The following is a 19,959-nucleotide window of genomic DNA, read 5'->3' as shown; positions in this document are numbered from 1 at the left end:
TCGATACAAAACCTGCAGACAGACAAAGGCCGGGTTTCCCCGGCCTCGGCAGCAACGACCAGACTTATTTGCGCTTCATTGACATGAAGAATTCTTCGTTGGTCTTGGTGTCCTTCAGCTTGTCGAGTAGAAACTCGATCGCAGCGCTTTCGTCCATCGGATGCAGCAGCTTGCGCAGAATCCAGATGCGCTGCAGCTCTTCCTCGCTGGTCAGCAATTCTTCGCGACGAGTACCCGAACGGTTGATGTTGATCGCGGGGAATACCCGCTTCTCGGCGATACGGCGATCAAGCTGCAACTCGAGGTTACCAGTGCCCTTGAACTCCTCGTAGATAACCTCGTCCATCTTGGAGCCGGTTTCCACCAGTGCGGTGGCGATAATAGTGAGCGAACCGCCTTCCTCGATGTTCCGCGCGGCGCCGAAGAAACGCTTGGGCTTTTCCAGGGCATGTGCGTCGACACCGCCAGTCAGTACCTTGCCGGAGCTAGGAATCACCGTGTTATAGGCACGGGCCAGACGGGTAATGGAATCCAGCAGGATGACCACGTCCTTCTTGTGCTCGACCAGGCGCTTGGCCTTCTCGATCACCATCTCAGCGACCTGCACGTGGCGGGTCGGTGGCTCGTCGAAGGTAGAGGCGACCACTTCGCCACGCACGGTGCGCTGCATTTCGGTCACTTCTTCCGGGCGCTCATCGATCAGCAAAACGATCAGGTGGCATTCGGGGTTGTTACGGGTGATGTTGCTCGCAATGTTCTGCAGCATGATCGTCTTGCCCGCTTTCGGCGGTGCGACGATCAGACCGCGCTGACCTTTGCCGATCGGGGCGCAAAGGTCGATCACCCGGCCAGTGAGATCTTCCGTCGAGCCGTTACCGGCCTCCATCGTGAGTCGCTTGTTGGCGAACAGCGGAGTCAGGTTCTCGAACAGAATTTTGTTCTTCGCGTTTTCCGGGCGATCGAAGTTGATCGTATCAACCTTGAGCAGCGCGAAATAACGCTCGCCTTCTTTAGGCGGGCGAATCTTGCCGACGATGGTGTCGCCGGTGCGCAAATTGAAGCGGCGGATCTGGCTCGGCGAGACATAGATGTCATCCGGGCCGGCGAGATAGGACGAATCCGCGGAGCGCAAGAAGCCGAAGCCGTCTTGCAGAATCTCCAGCACGCCATCACCGGAGATTTCCTCACCGCTTTTCGCGTGCTTTTTCAGCAGAGAGAAAATCACGTCCTGCTTGCGCGAACGGGCCATGTTGTCGATGCCCATCTGTTCGGCCATTTCCAGCAGTTCGGTGATGGGCTTTTGCTTAAGTTCGGTCAGATTCATAGAAAGAGTCAGAAGGGATGAAGAAAGCGATTAGCTTGAGAAGCCGCGCAGCAGGAGACGAACAGGTTCGTTGTGCTTTATGAGGCTGAAGTGCGTCGGCGACGGCATGCAGAGGGCGACGGAGAAGCGTCGCAGGGCCGAATTTAGCACCGTGCAGGCGAAGCGTCCACCCTGCAGTTATAAAAAACCCCCGCATTTGCGGGGGCTTTCGAAAGCAGCAACCGTGAATCAGATATTGCTATCGAGAAACGCTGCCAGCTGGGACTTCGACAGAGCACCCACCTTGGTGGCCTCGACATTGCCGTTCTTAAACAGCATCAACGTCGGAATGCCGCGCACGCCGTACTTCGGCGGGGTTTCCTGATTCTCGTCGATGTTCAGTTTGCAGACTTTGAGCTTGCCTTCGTATTCCTTGGCGATCTCATCGAGCACTGGAGCAATCATCTTGCACGGGCCACACCACTCGGCCCAGTAATCGACCAGAACAGGACCATCGGCCTGGAGCACGTCCTGCTCGAAGCTGCTGTCGCTGACATTGTTGATGTATTCGCTCATGGAGTTTCTCCAGGGTCAAAATCAGAAGTGACGCCATCATAGCCCGGCTTGGTGCGGATCGAAAGTCGCAGCCTGTCGCTTGGGCAATAGACCATAGAAGGCGCAATGGATCGATCACGGAGCGCTATGACGCAGCGCTGCGCGTTGGCGGATGAGGGCGATCATGTCAGGATGTCGGAGTTTTGCACAGAGACTGCCCCATGCGCCCAACAGCCGCCGAACCCTTTCCGATGATCGCCGCCCTTGATCTCGGCTCGAACAGCTTCCACATGGTGCTGGCCCGCACCAGCAACGGCGAGATGCGCATCCTCGAGCGGCTCGGCGAAAAGGTCCAGCTGGCCGCTGGCATTGATGAGAACAGACAGCTCGACGATGCTGCCATGCAGCGCGGCCTGGACTGCCTTCGCCGCTTCGCTCAGCTGGTCAATCATCTTCCCCAGGGCGCGGTGCGCGTGGTCGGCACCAATGCCCTTCGAGAGGCGCGCAACCGCGCCCAGTTCATTCGCCAAGCTGAGACGATCATCCAGCATCAGGTCGAGGTGATTTCCGGCCGAGAGGAAGCGCGACTCATCTACCTTGGCGTATCGCATACCTTTCCCGCGTCTAGTGGCAAGCGCCTGGTCGTCGACATTGGCGGTGGCAGCACCGAATTCATCATCGGCGAAGGCTTCGATTCGCTATTGCGTGAAAGCTTGCAAATGGGTTGTGTGAGCTTTACTCAGCGGTTTTTTCAGGACGGCAAGATTACGCCGGCCCGCTACGCGCAGGCCTATACCGCCGCGAGGCTAGAGCTGATGAGCGTCGAGCACGGCCTGCATCGGCTCGGCTGGCAGGATGCGGTGGGTGCGTCCGGCACCATTCGCGCCGTCGGTCTCGCGATCAAGAGCGCCGGGCTTAGCAACGGAGAAGTCACGGCCGATGGCATCGGCTGGCTCAAGCGCAAACTGTTCAAGCTGGGCGATGTTGAAAAGCTCGACATGGACGGTATCAAGCCGGACCGCAAGAGCATCTTCCCTGCGGGCTTGGCCATTATCGAAGCGATTTTCGACGCACTGGAGCTGACCAGCATGGCGCACTCCGAAGGCGCACTGCGCGAAGGCGTGCTCTACGATCTGATCGGCCGGCACCACCAGGAAGACATCCGCGATCGCACACTGAGCTTTTTGATGGAGCGCTACCACGTCGACACTGACCAGGCCGCTCGGGTCGAAAGCAAGGCGCTGGAAGCCTTCGATCAGGTCGCTTCCGATTGGGCACTAGATGAAGAATGGCTGCGAGAACTGCTCAGCTGGGCGGCGCGGATACATGAGGTCGGACTGGACATCGCGCACTACCACTACCATAAGCACGGCGCCTACTTGATCGAGCACTCCGACCTCCCCGGTTTCTCCCGTCAGGATCAACAGATGCTGGCGCTGCTGGTTCGCGGCCACCGCCGCAATATACCCAAGCAGAAATTCGAGGAAATGAGCGAGTACGGCGTGAAGCTGACCAGACTCTGCGTATTGCTGCGCTTCGCGATTCTTTTCCACCACATCCGTGGGCCGCAGCAAGCGCCAGCGTTTCAGCTCAAGGCCGGCGATAACAGTCTGGACGTGGCTTTTCCTGAAGACTGGCTGGCTCAAAACCCGCTGACACAAGCCGATTTTGCCCTGGAGGCGGATTGGCTCAAGCGGATCGACTTCACCCTCAGCGTGCGCTGAGTTTGGCAGCGGTCGACGAACCGCTGCCACCCCAATTACCCCCGGTGTCTATCGCGCAGTCGGGCTTCCCAGACGCTCCAGCAACGTGTTCTGCACGTTGCGTGGATTCTGATTGCCGCTTGGGCTGTTACGCAGATAACTGCCATCAGACTGCAGCACCCAGCTCTGAGTGTTGTCGGTCAGGAAGCCCTCCAGCTCCTTCTTCACCCGTGTCACCAGCTTCTTGCCTTCGACCGGGAAGCAGGTCTCGACCCGCCGATCCAGGTTGCGCTCCATCCAGTCGGCACTGGACAGGTAGAGCTTCTCGTCACCGCCGTTGAGGAAATAGAACACTCGGCTGTGCTCTAGGAAGCGACCAATGATCGAACGCACATGGATATTGTGCGAGACCCCGAGAATGCCAGGGCGCAGGCAGCACATACCGCGAACGATGAGATCGATGCGCACCCCGGTCTGGCTGGCCTTGTACAACGCCCGGATCATTTTCGCGTCGGTCAGCGAATTGACCTTGAGAATGATATGCGCCGGCTTGCCTTCGCTGGCGTGTTGCGTCTCCTGCATGATCATGTCGAGCAACGCCTTCTTCAGCGTGAAGGGCGCGTGCAGCAACTTTTTCATACGCATGGTCTTGCCCATGCCGATCAACTGACTGAACAGCTTCGACACGTCTTCGCAGAGCGCTTCATCCGAGGTCAGCAGGCTGTAATCGGTATACAGCCGCGCGTTGCCGGCGTGGTAGTTGCCCGTACCGAGATGGGCGTAACGCCGCAACTCGCCATTCTCCCGACGCAGGATCAACATCATCTTGGCGTGGGTCTTGTAGCCCACCACACCGTAAATCACCACGGCCCCGGCCTGCTGCAACCGACTGGCCAATTGCAGGTTGGACTCCTCATCGAAGCGCGCCCGCAGTTCGATGACGGCAGTGACCTCCTTGCCGTTACGCGCGGCTTCAACCAGCGCGTCGACGATCTCCGAATTGGCACCAGAGCGATAAAGCGTCTGCTTGACGGCCAAAACGCAGGGATCCTTCGCCGCCTCGCGCAGGAGGTCAACGACGGGAGTGAAGGATTCGTAGGGATGCAGCAGCAGGATGTCCTGCTTGCCGACCACGCTGAAAATGTTCTCGCTGTTCTGAAGCAACTTCGGGATTGCTGGCGTGAAGGGGGTGTATTGCAGTTCGGGATGACTATCCAGACCGGTGATACTGAACAGCCGGGTCAGGTTAACCGGTCCGTTGACCCGATACAGCTCGCTTTCGCTCAAGTTGAACTGCTTGAGGAGGAAATCAGCGAGATGCTTCGGACAGGTATCCACCACCTCCAGCCGCACTGCGTCGCCATAGCGCCGTGAAATCAACTCGCCACGCAGCGCCCGGGCCAGATCCTCGACGTCTTCGGTGTCAACCGAGAGGTCGGCGTTACGCGTCAGGCGAAACTGGTAGCAGCCCTTGACCTTCATGCCGTGGAACAGATCATCAGCGTGCGCATGAATCATCGAGGAGAGGAACACGTGGTTCGCGCCAGGCCCGCCCACCTCCTCCGGCACCCGAATAACCCGGGGCAACAACCGCGGCGCCGGAATGATCGCCAGCCCGGAGTCGCGACCGAAGGCATCGATACCTTCAAGCTCGACAATGAAGTTCAGGCTCTTGTTAACCAGCAATGGAAACGGATGGGTTGGGTCCAAGCCGATTGGCGTGATGATCGGTGCGATCTCGTCACGAAAGTAACGGCGCACCCAGGCCTTGATCTTGGTTGTCCAGTTGCGCCGACGAATGAAACGCACCTGATGCTTGGCCATTTCCGGCAGTACGATCTCGTTGAGGATCGAATACTGTCGGCTGACCTGCTCGTGGACCAGTTCGGAAATACGCGCCAGCGCCTGGTGCGGCTGCAGACCGTCTGCACCTGCCTGCTCACGCGCGAACGTGACTTGCTTCTTCAGCCCCGCAACACGAATCTCGAAAAACTCATCGAGGTTGCTGGAAAAGATCAGCAGGAATTTGAGCCGCTCCAGCAGCGGATACGACTCGTCGAGCGCCTGTTCCAACACGCGAATGTTGAATTGCAGCTGTGACAGCTCGCGGTGGATGTAGAGGCTGTTGTCGTCCAGATTCGGCGGGGGGGCCGGTGGCGCTGGCGCTTCCTCTGTCTTCTCCACCTCAGGCGCTGGCGGGGCCATTTCCTCTAGGGGATGCACTTCAATGGCTGCAGCCTGCAATTCGCTTTCGCTGAGTCCCTGATTTGTCATCGATCTGCCTCGGGAGGGCTCATTGCCCCTGTTTTAATTGTTGTGCCGCCTGCTTGGCGAAATAGGTGAGGATGCCATCGGCACCTGCGCGCTTGAAGGCGGTCAGCGATTCAAGAATCACGGCATCGCTCAGCCAGCCGTTCTGAATCGCTGCCATGTGCATCGCATACTCGCCGCTGACCTGGTAGACGAAGGTCGGCACTCGAAAGGCATCTTTAACCCGCCAGAGAATGTCCAGATAGGGCATGCCCGGTTTGACCATGACCATGTCGGCACCCTCTGAAAGGTCGGCGCCGACTTCGTGCAAGGCCTCGTCACCATTGGCCGGGTCCATCTGATAAGTGTTCTTGCTGCCCTTACCCAGATTCGCCGCCGACCCTACCGCATCGCGGAACGGCCCGTAGTAGGCACTGGCGTACTTGGCCGAATAAGCCATGATCCGCACATTGTGATGCTCAGCCACCTCCAGCGCCTCGCGTATCGCCTGGATGCGCCCATCCATCATGTCCGATGGCGCAACCACCTGCGCGCCCGCCTCAGCGTGGGACAGGGCCTGACGGACCAGCGCGTCGACCGTGACGTCGTTCTGCACATAGCCATGTTCGTCAAGAATTCCGTCCTGGCCATGAGTGGTGAAGGGGTCCAGCGCAACGTCAGTGATGATGCCGAGCTCCGGGAATCGCTCACGCAGGGCCCGGGTGGCGCGCTGGGCGATGCCCTCAGGATTCCAGGCCTCCGCCGCATCGAGGGATTTCTTCTCCAGCGGAGTGACCGGAAACAACGCCAACGCAGGGATGCCCAGCGCGACCAGTTCAGCGGCTTCTTCCAACAGCAAATCGATGGAAAGACGCTCCACGCCGGGCATCGACGGTACCTGCTCGCGGCGATTTTCACCATCGAGAACAAATACGGGCAGGATCAGGTCATCCACGCTCAGTCGATGCTCGCGTACCAGTCGGCGGGAAAAATCATCACGACGATTGCGGCGCAACCGTGTAGCGGGGAACAAGCGATTGGCAGGAACGAAACTCACAACGAACTCCTGGCCCGCAGAACGGGCGAATATGACGGTTATAAGCCGACATCGTGACAGCTTGATGACAAGCAATCCGCGCCGGCCGGAGATTGCCCTTATTGTCGCCACCAAGCGCGGGCACTGCCAGTGCTTTGAGCAGTCTATCGCCGAGCTGAAGTGCCTAGGCCAGACGCGCCCACAGTTGAACACCCGACGCGATAAGGCATCCAACCTTTATCGCGATGGACTTACCTTGAACCCCACCAAGGGCTAGCATCGAAGGCTGTTGCCTGGCGCAGTTGCCAGGCTGCTGAACTGACCAGGAGTATCTCAATGAACAGAAAAGTCGCCGTGATTCTTTCCGGCTGTGGCGTATACGACGGCTCGGAAATCTACGAGAGCGTGATCACGCTGTTGCGCCTGGATCAGCGTGGCGCCAAGGTCCAGTGCTTTGCGCCGAACATCGAGCAGATGCACGTAATCAATCACCTAACCGGTGAAGAGATGCCGGAAAAACGCAACGTGCTGGTCGAGTCCGCGCGCTTGGCACGGGGAGAGATCAAGGATCTTCGCGAAGCCAATGCCGAGGAGTTCGACGCGCTGATCGTGCCAGGCGGCTTTGGCGCAGCGAAAAATTTGTCCGACTTCGCCACCCAGGGCGCCGGCTGCAAAGTGCTTCCCGATGTGTTGGCGCTGGCCCAAGCCTTTGCCGCGGCCGGCAAGCCGGTCGGCATGATGTGCATCGCGCCTACCATGGCGGCCCAGATCTTTGGCCGCGGCGTGGTCTGCACCCTAGGCAATGACGACGATCCGGCTGCAGCGGCGGCACGGGAGATGGGCGTCGAACACCAACCGTGCGAAGTCACTGAGATCGTCGAGGATTCGCGGCACAACCTGGTGACCACCCCTGCCTATATGTTGGCGCAATCCATCAGCGACGCAGCTACGGGCATCTACAAGCTGGTCGATAGGGTGCTGGCGCTGACCGGCAAATAGCGCCTCGGCTGGCCTTGCCCCAGCTTTCGAGCCGAGGCGTGGGAGCTGAGGCATCGGCGTGGCGATACCGCCAATCTTACCGGCTCTCCCGCCGCGCCACTGGTCAATCCCCCCTCCCTCCGGCAGCTTAGTTGGATCTGCCGGAGAGCCGCACGCATGAACCACCCGATCGATACCATCGAAGAACAACAGCACGCGGTGCGCCAGCTGTTCGAGCGCATTCCGTTCAATGAATACCTGGGTATCGAACTGGATGAGGTGTCCCGCCAGCGCGTGGTGATGCACCTGCCAATGAAGCAAGAGCTGGTCGGTAATTTCTTTCACGGCATTTTGCATGGTGGCGTGATCGCGTCGCTTCTCGACGTCGTCGGCGGCGCCATGGCTATGATCGGAGCCTTCGAGAAGCATCAGCACCTGACCACCGAAGAGCGCGCCCTGCGCCTCTCGCGCCTCGGCACCATCGACCTGCGCATCGACTACCTGCGCCCAGGACGCGGCAAACGCTTCAGTGCCGGCGCGACCTTATTGCGCTCCGGCAACAAGGTCGCGGTGGTTCGCTCCGAACTGCACAACGAAGAAGGGGTGTTGATCGCAGTAGGGACCGGCACCTATCTTTGCGGCTGACCCGGAAGCTCGACCTTAAACGGAACAGCCCCGCGCCAGTGGTGTTTGCTTAGCGGACGCCGGCTCGGGCCAGCTGAGTCAGCAGACGGTCCAGCGCGTTGGCAAACGCTTGCCGATCACGGTCGCCGTAAGCCCCCTGTCCCCCGCCCACCTGGCCCTGCTCACGCAGATCGGTGAACAGGTTGCGCACCGCCAGACGATCGCCCATGTTGCGCTCGTCGAATTCACGACCGCGCGGATCGAGGGCAGCCACGCCTCTTTTCACCAGGCGATCAGCCAGCGGCACATCGCTGCAAATCACCAGTTCGCCAGGCTGAGCATGCTCGACCAGATAGTCATCTGCCGCGTCCGGGCCGCTGGGCACGACAATCAGACGAACACAGGCGAAGGCTGGTTTGATCTGGCTCTGGCCCGCCACCAGCAGCACCTCGAACTTGCGCTTGAGGGCGAACTTGATCAGCTGTTCTTTAGCAGCCTTGGGACAGGCATCAGCGTCAACCCATACCCGAAGCGGTGCAGCCCCCGTCATGCCACAGCCCGCCGCACCGTAGCCAGCAAAGCCGCAGCACCGGCGAACATAGCGGCGAAACTACGGTTGACCAGGCGCTGCTGACGCGGCGTGCGCAACAAGCGCAAAACCCGGGACGCCAATCCTGTATAGCCCGCCATGACGATCAGGTCGACCACCACCATCGTGGCCCCCATATGCAGGTACTGCAGTACCAGATCGCGCTGTGGATCCAGAAACTGCGGCAGCACAGCGAGAATGAACACGATGGCTTTAGGATTGCTGGCATTGACCAGAAAACCGCGGAACACCAAGGCTAACGGGCGCCCGATCGGTCGCGGTGCAGCGCTGTCGTCAAGCATAGATGGCACCGCCTGCCACTGCTTAACCGCCAGCCACAACAGATAGACGACCCCGAACCATTTAATCAGGCTGAAGGCGAGCGACGAGGTCGCCAGCACCGCTCCGACACCCGCGGCCACTACAGCTATCTGCATCGCCAGCGCAATCTGCAAACCGATCGCGTTCCAATAACCGCGCCAGAAGCCGTACTGCAATCCGCACGACATCGAGGCGATCGCACCCGCCCCCGGCGACAGGCTGATGACCCAACAGGCAACAAGAAAGGCAAGCCAGGTTTCGAGCGTCATGATTGATCCCCCCAGAAGCTTCGCCTAGCAGGCGCAGCTTTCAGCGCAGCCCTTAGTCCGGTATGTCTTTGCCGAGCTTGACCGGCGCCTTCAGCTTTCGATTCATCGCTTTGCGCATACGAATGTTGATCGCCTCGACCCCTAGCGAGAACACCATGGCGAAGTACACGTAGCCCTTGGGCACATGCGCGCCGAAGGCTTCGGCCACCAGCAGGGTGCCGACTACGATCAGGAACGACAGCGCGAGGATTTTCAGCGTCGGATGTTTCTCGATGAAGTCGCTGATGGTGCCAGCAGCGAGCATCATTACCCCGACGGCAATCACGATTGCGGCAATCATCACCTGCACGTTGTCCACCAGGCCCACTGCGGTGATCACCGAGTCCAGTGAGAAGACGATATCGATCACCGCGATCTGCAGGATGATGCCGACGAAGCCTGCTTTGACCGCACCTCCGGCGGAGCCTTCCGACTCTTCTTCGCCTTCAACGCTATGCCAGATTTCCATGGTGCTCTTGAACAGCAGGAACAGGCCGCCGAAAAACAGGATCAGGTCACGCCCGGACACACCGTGCTCGAATACGGTAAACAAGTCATTGGTCAGGCGCATGACCCAGGCGATCGATAGCAACAAGAGAATCCGCGTGCCCATTGCCAAGGCGAGGCCGAAGAAACGCGCCTTGGGTTGCTGCTCCTTTGGCAAGCGCCCAACGAGGATGGAAATGAAGATGATGTTGTCGATACCCAGGACAATTTCCAGGGCGGTCAGGGTCAAAAAGGCGACCCAGATTTCGGGGCTACTAAGCCATTCCATGCGTGCTACTCGTGTGCGTTGTGATGAGGGGGCTGGATCTCGGTGCCACGCCAGCGGCGCAACACCTTCTGGAAGAACAGACTGTTAGGAACCTGAACGATCGCACCGGTTCCGCTATCGGCTGACTCTTCCAGCGTGGTGTAAAGCAGGTTTATATCGATGACTCGGCCCTTGACGATGGGCTTGTCGAAACTCTCCACCAGTTCCACCATGTCGCCCAACCGAAACGGGCCAACGGTCATGATGAGCACAGCGCAGAGCAGGTTGGAGAGCACGCTCCAGATCGCAAAGAAGGCCACGGCTGCGACTGCCACGAACCCGGAGAAGGCGGTCCAAATGACGGTGGCCGACACTCCGACGCGCTCCAGCACCATGATCAGCGCACCGCCAATAATGAACCAGCGAATCCCGCCACGCAGCGGCAAAAGCAGTTCAGGCGGAAGCGGATAGCGACTGCCGAGCCGTGAAAGCCCACGTACGACCAGCCGCTGAAGAGTATAGGCGACCAACAGAATCAACAGTATCTGCAATCCGAGCAGCAACTGATCACTCCATCTTTGTGAAAAAATCAGCCACCGCTCGCTCACAGGCTCGCCTCAAGTTGGCTTTGTAGAACTTCGAGCGCTTCGAGCGCCTCCAGCCAAGCCTCTTCCAGTTCGCCTTCGCGCACCTTCAGTTCAGCCTGCTTGGCCAGCAGCTCGCGCAGCTCATCCTTGCGGGCCGACTCGTATACATCCGGATCAGCGAGACGCGCCTCTAGCGGCGCGAGCTTTTCGTGAATATCAGCCAAAGACTTTTCGAGCTTTTCGGCTTGCCGTTTCAACGGAGCCAATTGCTGACGCAGGGTAGCCGCAGCCTGGCGGGCGGCGCGTTTATCAGTTTTTTCACCCGTGGGCTCCACTGGGCTCAGCGGCTGCTGGCGGGAGCGGTAGTCGACCAGCCAGCGAGCGTAGTCCTCAAGGTCACCTTCGAACTCCACGACCCGGCCTTCTGCAACCAGCAGGAATTCATCGGTCGTGCTTTTCAGCAAGTGCCGGTCGTGGGACACGACGAGCACGGCCCCCTCGAAGTCCTGCAAGGCCAGCGTCAACGCCAGCCGCATCTCGAGATCGAGGTGGTTGGTCGGCTCGTCGAGCAGCAACAGATTGGGTTTGCCCCAGGCGATCAGCGCTAGCGCGAGCCTGGCCTTTTCACCGCCGGAGAAATTAAGGACCGGCTCATCGCAGCGATTGCCGCGGAAATCGAAACCACCGAGAAAATCACGCAGTACCTGCTCCCGTTCGCCAGGGGCGATACGCTGCAGATGCAACAGCGGGCTGGCCTTAGCGTCCAGAGCGTCTAGCTGATGCTGGGCGAAATAGCCGATGACAAGGTTCTCGCCGCGCTGCAGGCGTCCACCCAAGGGCTGCAGCTCGTTGGCCAGCGTCTTGATCAGCGTGGATTTCCCCGCTCCGTTGGGGCCAAGCAAACCGATGCGGGCTCCCGGGACCAACTGCAGCTTGACCTTTTCTAGCACCACCTTGTCGCCGTAGCCAAGACTCCCCTGCTCCAGATCCAGCAGCGGGCTGGAGACCTTATCCGCCTCGCGAAAAACGAAGTCGAACGGCGAATCGATATGCGCCGGGGCCAACTCCTCAAGCTTTTCCAGGGCCTTGATCCGGCTCTGCGCCTGTCGCGCTTTGCTCGCCTTGGCCTTGAAGCGCCGAATAAAGTCCTCCATGTGCTCGCGCTGTGCCTGTTGCTTCTCGAACGCCTGCTGCTGCTGCGCCAGGCGCTCGGCCCGGGCCCGTTCAAAGGCCGAGTAGCCCCCGCGATAGAGCGTCAGCTTGCGCTGCTCGACGTGCACCACATGACCGACCACCTCGTCGAGGAAGTCGCGATCATGGGAAATCAGCATCAGTGTGCCTGGATAGCTCTTAAGCCAGGCTTCCAGCCAGAGAATGGCATCCAGATCGAGGTGGTTGGTGGGCTCGTCGAGCAGCAACAGATCAGACGGACACATCAGCGCCTGCGCCAAATTCAGACGCATCCGCCAACCTCCCGAGAAGCTGCTTACCGGCAGGTCCATTTGCTCATTGGCAAAACCCAGGCCGGCCAACAACTTGCGTGCCCGTGCGTCAGCGGTATAGCCGTCGGCGTTATCGAGCTCGGTATGCAAGCGAGCCAGCGCCCCACCGTCAGAGGCTGCTTCAGCCTCGATCAACGCACCCTGAATGCGGCGCAGCTCGGTATCGCCGTCCAGCACGTAATCGACCGCCAACCGATCGAGCGTATCGACCTCCTGGCGCATGTGTGCAATGCGCCAGTCGGGCGGCAGCTGGCAGTCGCCCTCGTCGGGGGTGAATTCGCCGCGCAGCAAGGCGAACAGGCTGGACTTACCGGCGCCATTGGCGCCAACCAGCCCGACCTTATGGCCAGGATGAAGGGTCAGCTCGGCGCCTTCCAGCAAACGCTGCGGGCCGCGCTGTAGAGTCAGGTTCTGAAGTCGGATCATAATGGCGGCGGAGTTTATCAGGTCGCCCGGAAATCCATCCGGCTGCTCATGAAAAAAACCAATTACAGATGAACAACGACGAACTCTGGAATTTTGCCCTCGCCTGTTACGCAGAGCCCGGCGTGGAAAAGGCGTGTCTTGAGTTGCAAGCGCTAGGGATGGACGTCTGCTTGCTGCTCGCCTGCGTCTGGTTGGAAATTCGGGGCATCCAACAAAACGCGCAGCGATTGGAAGAACTGAAACAGCTCAGCAAGGACTGGCAGAGCGCAGTGGTATTGCCCCTGCGAAATCTGCGTCAGGCGTGGCGTGAGCAGGCAGCCATCGACACCGAGCTCGCCAGCTTGCGCCAGCGAGTCAAAACGCTGGAGCTAGACGCCGAACGAACTCAGTTCGAGCGCCTTCAGCAGGCAACGCAGCATTGGTTGCGGGAGGACGGATCTAACAACTGGCTGAACCAGCTATGCACGGGGATCAACGGCGACCCCGATGCATTGCTGACCGTGCTGCGCCGTGCAGCTTCTCAGCTGGATGCCGGCGGAGCGGACTGATCCGCACTGCCGGCCTTGGTTGCTGCGGGCTTGCGTGTGGCAGCAGGCTTGCGCGTTGCAGCGGGCTTGGCAGCGCTGGATGACTTAGTGGAAGCGGGTTTTGGCTTCGCGCGGCTAGTGGCAGGCCGAGCGGGACGTTTCGGAGCGCCACTGTCGGCTGCGCCCAAGCCGCTGGGCGCATTAGCCGTGGCGGACTTGCTATCCGCAACTTTTGAGGCTGCTGTTCGGGCGCGGGCTGTGGCTGGCTTGCTCGCCGCCGGGGTCGAGCTGCTGGAAGATTGCTTGGCAGGAGCTGACTTGGTTGACGCAGGCGCAGCCTTGCGTTGCGCTGAAGCCGAACGTGACGGCGTGGCCTCGCTGCGCGATGCCAGTGCTTGCGCCGCAGCCTTTTCAACCTGAGCGACACCTTGCGCCAAGTTCAAGCTCTGCTCGGCGTCGCGCTTGAGGTCAGCCAGGTAACTCAAGGTCTCGTTCTGCCGTGACTGTAGCAAGGCAAGCATGTCATCCAGTTCGGCCAGTTTGGACCGAGCCTTGCTTTGGGCCTTCGACTTGCCAGCATTGCCGGCCTCGTCGAGCTTGGCGCGCGCTTTGATCAGTTTTTCCTGCGTCTTGCCACGCTGCTTTTCAAGCTTGGCCAAGAGGATCTCTGCTTCCTTCTGTGCATCAGTGCAGGCTTTTTCCAGATGCACGACCAGACTTTTCGATAGCTGCTGAAGCAAGTGCAGCGGGGTAGTGACCGCGTTTTTCTTTGCTGGCATGAAAGCGCCTCCTGGCGGGATTGGTGCAGCCATACTAGACGGGCCGCAGCGATCCGCCAACTGATCAGCGAAGCGTGCTACAAGCGATCCTTCGCTCGCAGCTGACCGGCATCGGTCAGGCGGTAGCAGCAGGCTCTTTATGCGCGGTGTGCAGCACTTCGATCAGGCAGTCTTCAAGTTCGAAGCGCTCGTGCAGCAACTGGCCCAGACGCTTCAGCTCTTCTGGAAGACCAGGGCTTTCGAGACAGTCGCCGTTGTCGCACCGGTCATTGAAAGCAACCGCAACCTGGGTAATCGCCTCGATACGAGGATAAATCTGACGTGCCAGATCCAGCCCCCGCTTGTCACCAAAGGCTTCTGCTTCGTTGAGCAGTTGCTCGTAGATCTCGAAATGACCAGCCGACACATAGTCGAGCAAGATTTCGCAGAATTTTTGCAAGGCCGGGCGAGTAGCCGCTTCGGCCCCCCCATGCAGCCCTTCGAATGCGTTGATCAATGCGTGGCGTTCCTGCAGCCAGCGGTCGATCAGCAGGTGCACACCTCCCCAGCGTTCCTGGGCGTTCCGACAGCTCTCGAGCATGATGACCTCACTTTCCCTAATCGATGATGCCTGTTGCGCCTTCCGAGACGGTTTTTTGTCTTGGGATATCGGCCTTGGGTGAGTGACAGCGAAATTGGCAGAAAACCGACGCCGCCAGGGCAGACTAAGCTGCGCGGAACGAAGCATCAAGCAGCAAGGATGAAATTCAACTGGCATCACTAGCGTGACCGCTTCGCCCTGCTCATTGACCATCAGGCGGGGCGATCATTCGCCCCGCCTCGACAAAAAGCCTAGTCGCGGCGCAGCAACTGCCAGAAACAGAACAGGGCCATTGCAATGAATGCGAGCAACGTCCACTCCGGAATACTCATTCCGAGCAGTGTCCAGGTAACTTCGGCGCACTCAGCCGTACCGTGAAGCACCAAGCGGGCAATTTCCTGGAACGGCAACGCATCCATCATGTATTCGAGACTGGGCAGGCAGCTCGGCAGCTGATCGGCAGGCATGTTCTGCAGCCATATCTGGCGTATCGCCGTGCCCCCTCCAGCAACCGCGAACAGCAGTGCCATGACCGAGTAAACACGGCGACCGGTCTTGCGTGGGCCATGCAGCGCAGCGACCAGACAAACCAGACCGAAGCCGATAACGCAAATACGCTGAACGATGCACAGCGGGCAGGGAACCAGCCCGACAACGTGCTCGAGATACAGGGCAGCGACCATCATCAACGCGCAGCCGATGAAGGCCAGAAGAAACAGCGAACGTGGGCTGGCCAGGTTCATGGCGACTCCGCAGACAGGAAAAGTTCGCTACGGTAGTGCGGCAGGCGGCGAGCTGCAAGCCATACGCGAATCGCCGCGGCGGCGCGGGACGGGCGTCACTATCCGGGCGCCGCGCCGACTGCCAACCGCTAACTGCTGCTGGTGGTTTGTATCCGGTTGGCGCTGGATTGATCAAGGAGCCCCAACCCTTCTTGGAACAGCCGGTTGCTGCGCTCGTTGTCCCCTAGCTGGGCCAGCAATCGGGCCAGCTCGGCGCAGGTTTCCGGACGGTGTTCGAAGCGCAGGCTGGCCTCGAGATAGTCGCGTGCCTTGCCCCAAAGCGCGTTGCGCATGCTCAGCCGGCCAAGCGCAAGCAGCAGCTCGGCATTCTCCGGATTAGCCTTGAGCCAGCCTTCAGCATTCGCCAGCTGACGTGCAGGGTCCTGACCGCGGACGCGGCCGTAGCGCTCGACCAGGCGATCATCGTACTGTCGCTTGAGCGCTGCGTAGAGCACCTCTTCGGCTTTAGCATCCGCCCCCAAGCGGGACAGCCCGTCAGCGTAGGCTCGCACCAGCAGCGACTCACTGCGCAACCCCGACGGTACGGTTTGCCACTTCTGATTGAGGGCCTGCAACGCGTCGTCATTACTGGCTGTCGGGGCTTGACCGCTTTGCTCAATCGCCGCTGTCCAGGCCAGCAATTCAAGCTCACTCAGGCGAGCCGGTGGCAATACGCGGTGCTTGCGCAGCTCGGGTAGCAAACTGCACAAAGCCGACCAGTCTTCGAGCTGAACGTACAGCTGCTGCAACAAGGTCAACACGTAGGGATGACGGGGATGGTCACTGTGCAGCGCGTTGAGTGATGCCCGCGCCTCGCCATATTGGCCCCTCGCAATTTGCAGCTGAGCCTGGGTCAGGCCAACCGCAAGGCCTGACTCGGGCTCGCGCTCCCTTGCCTTGCGGAGCAGCTCGTCGCTTTGCTCGTGCTCGCCCAGTTCATTGGCGGCACGTGCAGCACCAAGGTAATGCACCAACGGCTGGTGGTCGTGCTCGGCAGCGGAGCGCAAATGACCCAAGGCTTGAGTCCACTGTCCTTCGGCCAACTCGCGTAAACCGCTGCGTGATGCCTTGCTGACACGACGCTCACGGTGACGACGCGACCACGGATTGACCAGTGCGCCGGACGTGTGCAACAAGCCGAGCACCCAGTGCACCACCATTGCCAACAACCAGAGGCACGCGATCAGACCAAGAAAGATCCAGAAGCTCGACTCGTAGCGGAAGCGGTCATAGCTGATCAGGACATAGCCCGGATCCTGTGCAATGGCCCAGCCGAGGAACCCGACAATCGCGATAAGCAGGATCAGGACAAAGGCGAATCGCTTCATGCGCGCTGCCCCTCTTCCGCTGACGGCTCATCGGACGCTGGCTCATCGGCTGCCGGCTGGTCAGATTCCGGGGCCGTCTTATCCGTGGGCTGTGCTGGGCCGCTGTCAGCAGGCGACCCAGCGCTTTCGGACGATTCACGTTTCTGCACATAGGTCTGCAATGCGCGGAGCGCCGGTGAGAGGTCGGGGAGGCTGACCGACACTTGGCGCTTTTTCAGTTCTTCGATACGGTCGCGCAGGCCTCGGCTCTGACCGTTTTCCTCGCTGAAGTGATCCTTGATCAGCTGCCCCGCCTGATCCAACGATTGCTGGTAGACCTTTTCGTTGCCATTGAGCACGGCCCACTGCGCCTGCTCGATGGCCAGCGACAACGCCAACCGCACCTGCGCCAGACTCTGACCGGCAAGCAGCGGCTTGACGCTATTACCAGCGTCGAAATCGATACGGACATAACGTGTCAGCTCATTTAGCCAACGCTGCCAGCCGCTATCAGCCTGGCCACCTGCGGCCCCTTGCCCCTCTTCGAATTCAGGAGCCAGGCCGTTGAGCTGATTGGCCTGACCGCGCAACGCACCAAGCTGGAGAAACAACCCGGTCCGGTCCAGCTCCGGCAGACTGCGCAACGCTTCAAGCCCTTCGAGCAACTGCTGTCGAGCGGCGTATGCCCCCGGATCATCCTGTTTACGCAAGATCAGATCCGCCTCGGCGAGCAGCGATTCGGCGCTGTTCACGTCTTGCATGGCCGATAGGCGCAACATCGCCATGCGCAACAGATGCTCGGCTTCAGCGAGTCGCCATTGCTCACGACTGGCCCCAAGAACTTGCTCGACACGCCCCGCCAGGCGCTGCTGATCGCTTTGCAGCTCTGTCAGCAAACGGCGACGATCCTCAAGCTGGTCGGCCGATGGCAGTTGCTCGAGCTTGCCGAGGCGGCTGGCCAGTTGCTCGCTGCGCTCGCCCAACTGGCGGGTTTGTTCGCTCGTAGCCTGTGCCGATTGTTGCTGTTGCTGCTCCTGATCGGCCAGCTGCTGAGTCTGCCAGACGCTGTAGCCCCCTGCTGCCAGACCCGCCAAGCCGACCAGCAGGGCCAGACCGGCCAATCCTTTGCCGCTGCCACGCGCATCGGCGGAGGAACCGGCCGGCGTTTTCGGTGGTGGCGCCTTGGGCGCCTCTTTCGAATCCTTCTGCGGCTCTTTCTTCACAGGATTTTGAGCGGCGACAGAGTCGTTGCCCTTCGGTTGCTGCGGTGCCTTGTCGGAGTCTACTTCGCTCACGTTTCCATCCTTTGCATCAGGAAGCGGGCCCGGGATTGTCCCGTAGCGCCGCCAGCAAAGCCGCGGTTCCAGCACCACGGCAGTCCACGATTCTTTTGGCGCCCAACGCCTCGGCCATCTCGGCCACACGAGGGCTGGGTACGAACAAGGGTAGTTCACGCAGCGTTGACCAATCGAATCCTGCCAACTCGCGTAACGACTGCAAACCCTGCCCACTGCTGACCACCATGGCATTCAGCCGTTCCGAACGAACCAGTTCGATCAACCTGTCGCACGGGTACTCAGGCAGGTATCTCCGGTACAGCTCGAGGCTGTCGACCTGAACGCCACGGCAGCGAAGCGTATCGGCAAGATGTTCACGCCCCCCCTCCCCGCGCAGGATGAGCGCTTTCGGAGCTGCCACGTCTAGCGCCTCGGCCAGTCGCGGCAGCGCCAGCAGCGCTTCGCTATCGTCGCCACTGGCGGGCCAGGACACATCCAGGCCGTATTCTTCAAGAATGGCGCCAGTCGCTGCGCCCACGCTGAACCAAACTGGCCCAACTGGGGGAACTTTCCAATAACGACCGAGCCGCTCCAGGCCCAACCGGGCCGCCGGTTTGCTCACTACCACCACGGCAGCATAACGATCCAGCTCCAGCATGACCTCGCGCTGTTCGGGCGTTTCGTCGAGTGCCTCGATAGCGAGCAGGGGCAGGCTGGCACTGTGGATGCCCTGACCCGCCAAGATGGCCGCCAGGGCGGCGCATTCTTCTGCGGGCCGCGTCAGCAAGAGACGCCAGCCGTTCACGCCTTGCCGGCCTCACCATAAATATCCTGAAGGATCTTGCCAGCGCCTTGCTGCAACAATTCTTCTGCGATGCGCACACCGAGCGCTTCGGCTTCGGCATTGGGCGCACGGCCTTCAGCGCGTAGGAGCAAGGCACCATCGGGCTGGCCGACGAGCCCACGCAACCACAGCTGATCGCCTTCGAGTACGGCATAACAGGCGATCGGCACCTGACAGCCTCCATTGAGGTGGCGGTTCAGGGCCCGCTCGGCGCTCACGCGGATGGCGGTATGGGGATCGTTCATGCATTGAAGCAGCTGATGCAGCTCGGTATCGCCGGTCCGGCACTCGATCCCGACGGCGCCCTGCCCGCCGGCAGGCAGGCTGTCCTCGACACTGATGCTGGTGCGGATGCGGTCGCCAAAACCCAGGCGGATCAGGCCGGCCGCCGCCAGGATGATTGCGTCGTACTCGCCTGCGTCGAGCTTGGCCAGGCGAGTGTTCACGTTACCGCGCAGGAACTGGATTTTCAGATCGGGGCGACGCGCCAGCAGCTGCGCCTGGCGCCGGAGACTGGAGGTGCCTACGACCGCGCCGGCAGGTAGCGCATCAAAATTCTCATAGTGATTGGAGACGAACGCATCGCGCGGGTCTTCACGCTCACAGATGCAATACAGGCCGAGCCCCTCGGGGAATTCCATGGGCACGTCCTTCATGGAGTGCACGGCGATGTCCGCTTCGTTCTCCATCAGGGCTGTTTCCAGCTCTTTGACGAAAAGCCCCTTGCCGCCGATCTTTGCCAGCGGCGAATCGAGCAGCTTGTCGCCCCGACTGACCATCGGCACCAGACTCACCGTCACATGCGGATGAGCGGCTTCCAGGCGCGCCTTGACGTATTCGGCCTGCCACAGGGCCAGGGCACTCTTGCGGGTGGCGATGCGAATTTCGCGGGACATGAACAATTCCAGACAGATGAACTGCCGGCGA

20 protein-coding genes are annotated in these 19,959 nt (G+C 60.4%); 4 read left to right on the top strand and 16 right to left on the bottom strand.

Features of this window, described 5'->3' with window-relative positions; genetic code table 11:
• Positions 1 to 64: 64 nt before the first annotated feature.
• Positions 65 to 1,324, bottom strand: coding sequence for a transcription termination factor Rho (gene rho, locus C1896_02560; protein ID AZZ43901.1), 1,260 nt, complete (start codon positions 1,322 to 1,324; stop codon positions 65 to 67).
• A 228-nt stretch (positions 1,325 to 1,552) separates the two neighbouring features.
• Entirely contained in the window at positions 1,553 to 1,879 is a 327-nt protein-coding gene (locus C1896_02555) for a thioredoxin TrxA (GenBank protein AZZ43900.1), read from the bottom strand.
• A 200-nt stretch (positions 1,880 to 2,079) separates the two neighbouring features.
• Here C1896_02555 and ppx point away from each other — a divergent pair, with 200 nt between their 5' ends.
• Entirely contained in the window at positions 2,080 to 3,582 is a 1,503-nt protein-coding gene (gene ppx / locus C1896_02550) for an exopolyphosphatase (protein AZZ43899.1), read from the top strand.
• 48 nt (positions 3,583 to 3,630) lie between these two features.
• Here the strand turns inward: ppx and ppk1 are convergent, their stop codons facing one another.
• Both ppk1 and C1896_02540 read right to left on the bottom strand, forming a co-directional pair.
• Positions 3,631 to 5,835, bottom strand: a complete 2,205-nt coding sequence (ppk1, locus tag C1896_02545) for a polyphosphate kinase 1 (protein AZZ43898.1) — start codon at positions 5,833 to 5,835, stop codon at positions 3,631 to 3,633.
• A 19-nt stretch (positions 5,836 to 5,854) separates the two neighbouring features.
• On the bottom strand, positions 5,855 to 6,868 hold the full coding sequence (locus tag C1896_02540) for a porphobilinogen synthase (GenBank protein AZZ43897.1): 1,014 nt from the start codon (positions 6,866 to 6,868) through the stop codon (positions 5,855 to 5,857).
• A 315-nt stretch (positions 6,869 to 7,183) separates the two neighbouring features.
• Here C1896_02540 and C1896_02535 point away from each other — a divergent pair, with 315 nt between their 5' ends.
• Both C1896_02535 and C1896_02530 read left to right on the top strand, forming a co-directional pair.
• Positions 7,184 to 7,846, top strand: a complete 663-nt coding sequence (locus C1896_02535) for an isoprenoid biosynthesis protein ElbB (protein AZZ43896.1) — start codon at positions 7,184 to 7,186, stop codon at positions 7,844 to 7,846.
• Positions 7,847 to 8,002: 156 nt separating this feature from the next.
• The gene (locus C1896_02530; protein AZZ43895.1) at positions 8,003 to 8,470 is read left to right on the top strand and encodes a hypothetical protein; all 468 of its coding nucleotides are present in this window, start codon (positions 8,003 to 8,005) and stop codon (positions 8,468 to 8,470) included.
• Positions 8,471 to 8,519: 49 nt separating this feature from the next.
• On the opposite strand, the gene C1896_02525 is transcribed toward C1896_02530, so the two are convergent.
• Genes C1896_02525 through C1896_02505 form a run of 5 tightly spaced genes read right to left on the bottom strand, consistent with a single transcriptional unit; the run spans position 8,520 to position 12,936 of the window.
• On the bottom strand, positions 8,520 to 8,999 hold the full coding sequence (locus C1896_02525) for a YaiI/YqxD family protein (GenBank protein AZZ43894.1): 480 nt from the start codon (positions 8,997 to 8,999) through the stop codon (positions 8,520 to 8,522).
• A complete protein-coding gene (locus C1896_02520) occupies positions 8,996 to 9,628 on the bottom strand; it encodes a threonine transporter RhtB (protein ID AZZ43893.1) in 633 nt (210 codons plus the stop codon). The genes C1896_02525 and C1896_02520 overlap by 4 nt, the downstream gene beginning before the upstream one ends.
• 52 nt (positions 9,629 to 9,680) lie before the next feature.
• Complete coding sequence (locus C1896_02515; GenBank protein ID AZZ43892.1) at positions 9,681 to 10,442, bottom strand: hypothetical protein; 762 nt, start codon at positions 10,440 to 10,442, stop codon at positions 9,681 to 9,683.
• 5 nt (positions 10,443 to 10,447) lie between these two features.
• Positions 10,448 to 11,029 carry a mechanosensitive ion channel family protein gene (locus tag C1896_02510; GenBank protein ID AZZ43891.1) on the bottom strand — a complete coding sequence of 194 codons (582 nt, stop codon included), beginning with the start codon at positions 11,027 to 11,029 and terminating at the stop codon, positions 10,448 to 10,450.
• A complete protein-coding gene (locus tag C1896_02505; GenBank protein ID AZZ43890.1) occupies positions 11,026 to 12,936 on the bottom strand; it encodes an ABC transporter ATP-binding protein in 1,911 nt (636 codons plus the stop codon). The genes C1896_02510 and C1896_02505 overlap by 4 nt, the downstream gene beginning before the upstream one ends.
• A 68-nt stretch (positions 12,937 to 13,004) precedes the next feature.
• Between C1896_02505 and C1896_02500 the strand changes: the two genes are divergently transcribed.
• Entirely contained in the window at positions 13,005 to 13,484 is a 480-nt protein-coding gene (locus tag C1896_02500) for a TIGR02444 family protein (GenBank protein AZZ43889.1), read from the top strand.
• On the opposite strand, the gene C1896_02495 is transcribed toward C1896_02500, so the two are convergent.
• The 7 genes from C1896_02495 to C1896_02465 all read right to left on the bottom strand — a co-directional run bounded on the left by C1896_02495 (position 13,457) and on the right by C1896_02465 (position 19,928).
• Positions 13,457 to 14,242, bottom strand: coding sequence for a transcriptional regulator (locus C1896_02495; GenBank protein ID AZZ43888.1), 786 nt, complete (start codon positions 14,240 to 14,242; stop codon positions 13,457 to 13,459). The two genes, C1896_02500 and C1896_02495, sit on opposite strands and share 28 nt — an antisense overlap.
• A 115-nt stretch (positions 14,243 to 14,357) precedes the next feature.
• Positions 14,358 to 14,822, bottom strand: coding sequence for an Rsd/AlgQ family anti-sigma factor (locus tag C1896_02490; protein AZZ43887.1), 465 nt, complete (start codon positions 14,820 to 14,822; stop codon positions 14,358 to 14,360).
• A gap of 251 nt (positions 14,823 to 15,073) precedes the next feature.
• Positions 15,074 to 15,565 (bottom strand): disulfide bond formation protein B, encoded by a 492-nt coding sequence (locus C1896_02485; GenBank protein ID AZZ43886.1) that lies wholly within the window; start codon positions 15,563 to 15,565, stop codon positions 15,074 to 15,076.
• Between the two features lie 128 nt (positions 15,566 to 15,693).
• Positions 15,694 to 16,932, bottom strand: coding sequence for a heme biosynthesis protein HemY (locus tag C1896_02480; protein AZZ43885.1), 1,239 nt, complete (start codon positions 16,930 to 16,932; stop codon positions 15,694 to 15,696).
• The gene (locus C1896_02475) at positions 16,929 to 18,206 is read right to left on the bottom strand and encodes a heme biosynthesis operon protein HemX (protein ID AZZ43884.1); all 1,278 of its coding nucleotides are present in this window, start codon (positions 18,204 to 18,206) and stop codon (positions 16,929 to 16,931) included. The genes C1896_02480 and C1896_02475 overlap by 4 nt, the downstream gene beginning before the upstream one ends.
• A gap of 16 nt (positions 18,207 to 18,222) precedes the next feature.
• Entirely contained in the window at positions 18,223 to 18,993 is a 771-nt protein-coding gene (locus C1896_02470; protein AZZ43883.1) for a uroporphyrinogen-III synthase, read from the bottom strand.
• A complete protein-coding gene (locus C1896_02465; GenBank protein AZZ43882.1) occupies positions 18,990 to 19,928 on the bottom strand; it encodes a hydroxymethylbilane synthase in 939 nt (312 codons plus the stop codon). The genes C1896_02470 and C1896_02465 overlap by 4 nt, the downstream gene beginning before the upstream one ends.
• Between the last annotated feature and the right edge of the window lie 31 nt (positions 19,929 to 19,959).

This window comes from Pseudomonadaceae bacterium SI-3 (assembly GCA_004010935.1).
In the GTDB taxonomy this organism is placed as follows: domain Bacteria; phylum Pseudomonadota; class Gammaproteobacteria; order Pseudomonadales; family Pseudomonadaceae; genus Stutzerimonas.
Note: the sequence above shows the minus strand (reverse complement) of the source record. Positions and strands in the feature narration are given on the sequence as shown.

Bases quoted from the DNA above. Each gene is read 5' to 3' on its own strand.
- rho (AZZ43901.1), bottom strand. From the start codon at position 1,324: ATGAATCTGACCGAACTTAAGCAAAAGCCCATCACCGAACTGCTGGAA.
- C1896_02555 (AZZ43900.1), bottom strand. From the start codon at position 1,879: ATGAGCGAATACATCAACAATGTCAGCGACAGCAGCTTCGAGCAGGAC.
- ppx (AZZ43899.1), top strand. From the start codon at position 2,080: ATGCGCCCAACAGCCGCCGAACCCTTTCCGATGATCGCCGCCCTTGAT.
- ppk1 (AZZ43898.1), bottom strand. From the start codon at position 5,835: ATGACAAATCAGGGACTCAGCGAAAGCGAATTGCAGGCTGCAGCCATT.
- C1896_02535 (AZZ43896.1), top strand. From the start codon at position 7,184: ATGAACAGAAAAGTCGCCGTGATTCTTTCCGGCTGTGGCGTATACGAC.
- C1896_02530 (AZZ43895.1), top strand. From the start codon at position 8,003: ATGAACCACCCGATCGATACCATCGAAGAACAACAGCACGCGGTGCGC.
- C1896_02525 (AZZ43894.1), bottom strand. From the start codon at position 8,999: ATGACGGGGGCTGCACCGCTTCGGGTATGGGTTGACGCTGATGCCTGT.
- C1896_02520 (AZZ43893.1), bottom strand. From the start codon at position 9,628: ATGACGCTCGAAACCTGGCTTGCCTTTCTTGTTGCCTGTTGGGTCATC.
- C1896_02515 (AZZ43892.1), bottom strand. From the start codon at position 10,442: ATGGAATGGCTTAGTAGCCCCGAAATCTGGGTCGCCTTTTTGACCCTG.
- C1896_02505 (AZZ43890.1), bottom strand. From the start codon at position 12,936: ATGATCCGACTTCAGAACCTGACTCTACAGCGCGGCCCGCAGCGTTTG.
- C1896_02500 (AZZ43889.1), top strand. From the start codon at position 13,005: ATGAACAACGACGAACTCTGGAATTTTGCCCTCGCCTGTTACGCAGAG.
- C1896_02495 (AZZ43888.1), bottom strand. From the start codon at position 14,242: ATGCCAGCAAAGAAAAACGCGGTCACTACCCCGCTGCACTTGCTTCAG.
- C1896_02490 (AZZ43887.1), bottom strand. From the start codon at position 14,822: ATGCTCGAGAGCTGTCGGAACGCCCAGGAACGCTGGGGAGGTGTGCAC.
- C1896_02485 (AZZ43886.1), bottom strand. From the start codon at position 15,565: ATGAACCTGGCCAGCCCACGTTCGCTGTTTCTTCTGGCCTTCATCGGC.
- C1896_02480 (AZZ43885.1), bottom strand. From the start codon at position 16,932: ATGAAGCGATTCGCCTTTGTCCTGATCCTGCTTATCGCGATTGTCGGG.
- C1896_02465 (AZZ43882.1), bottom strand. From the start codon at position 19,928: ATGTCCCGCGAAATTCGCATCGCCACCCGCAAGAGTGCCCTGGCCCTG.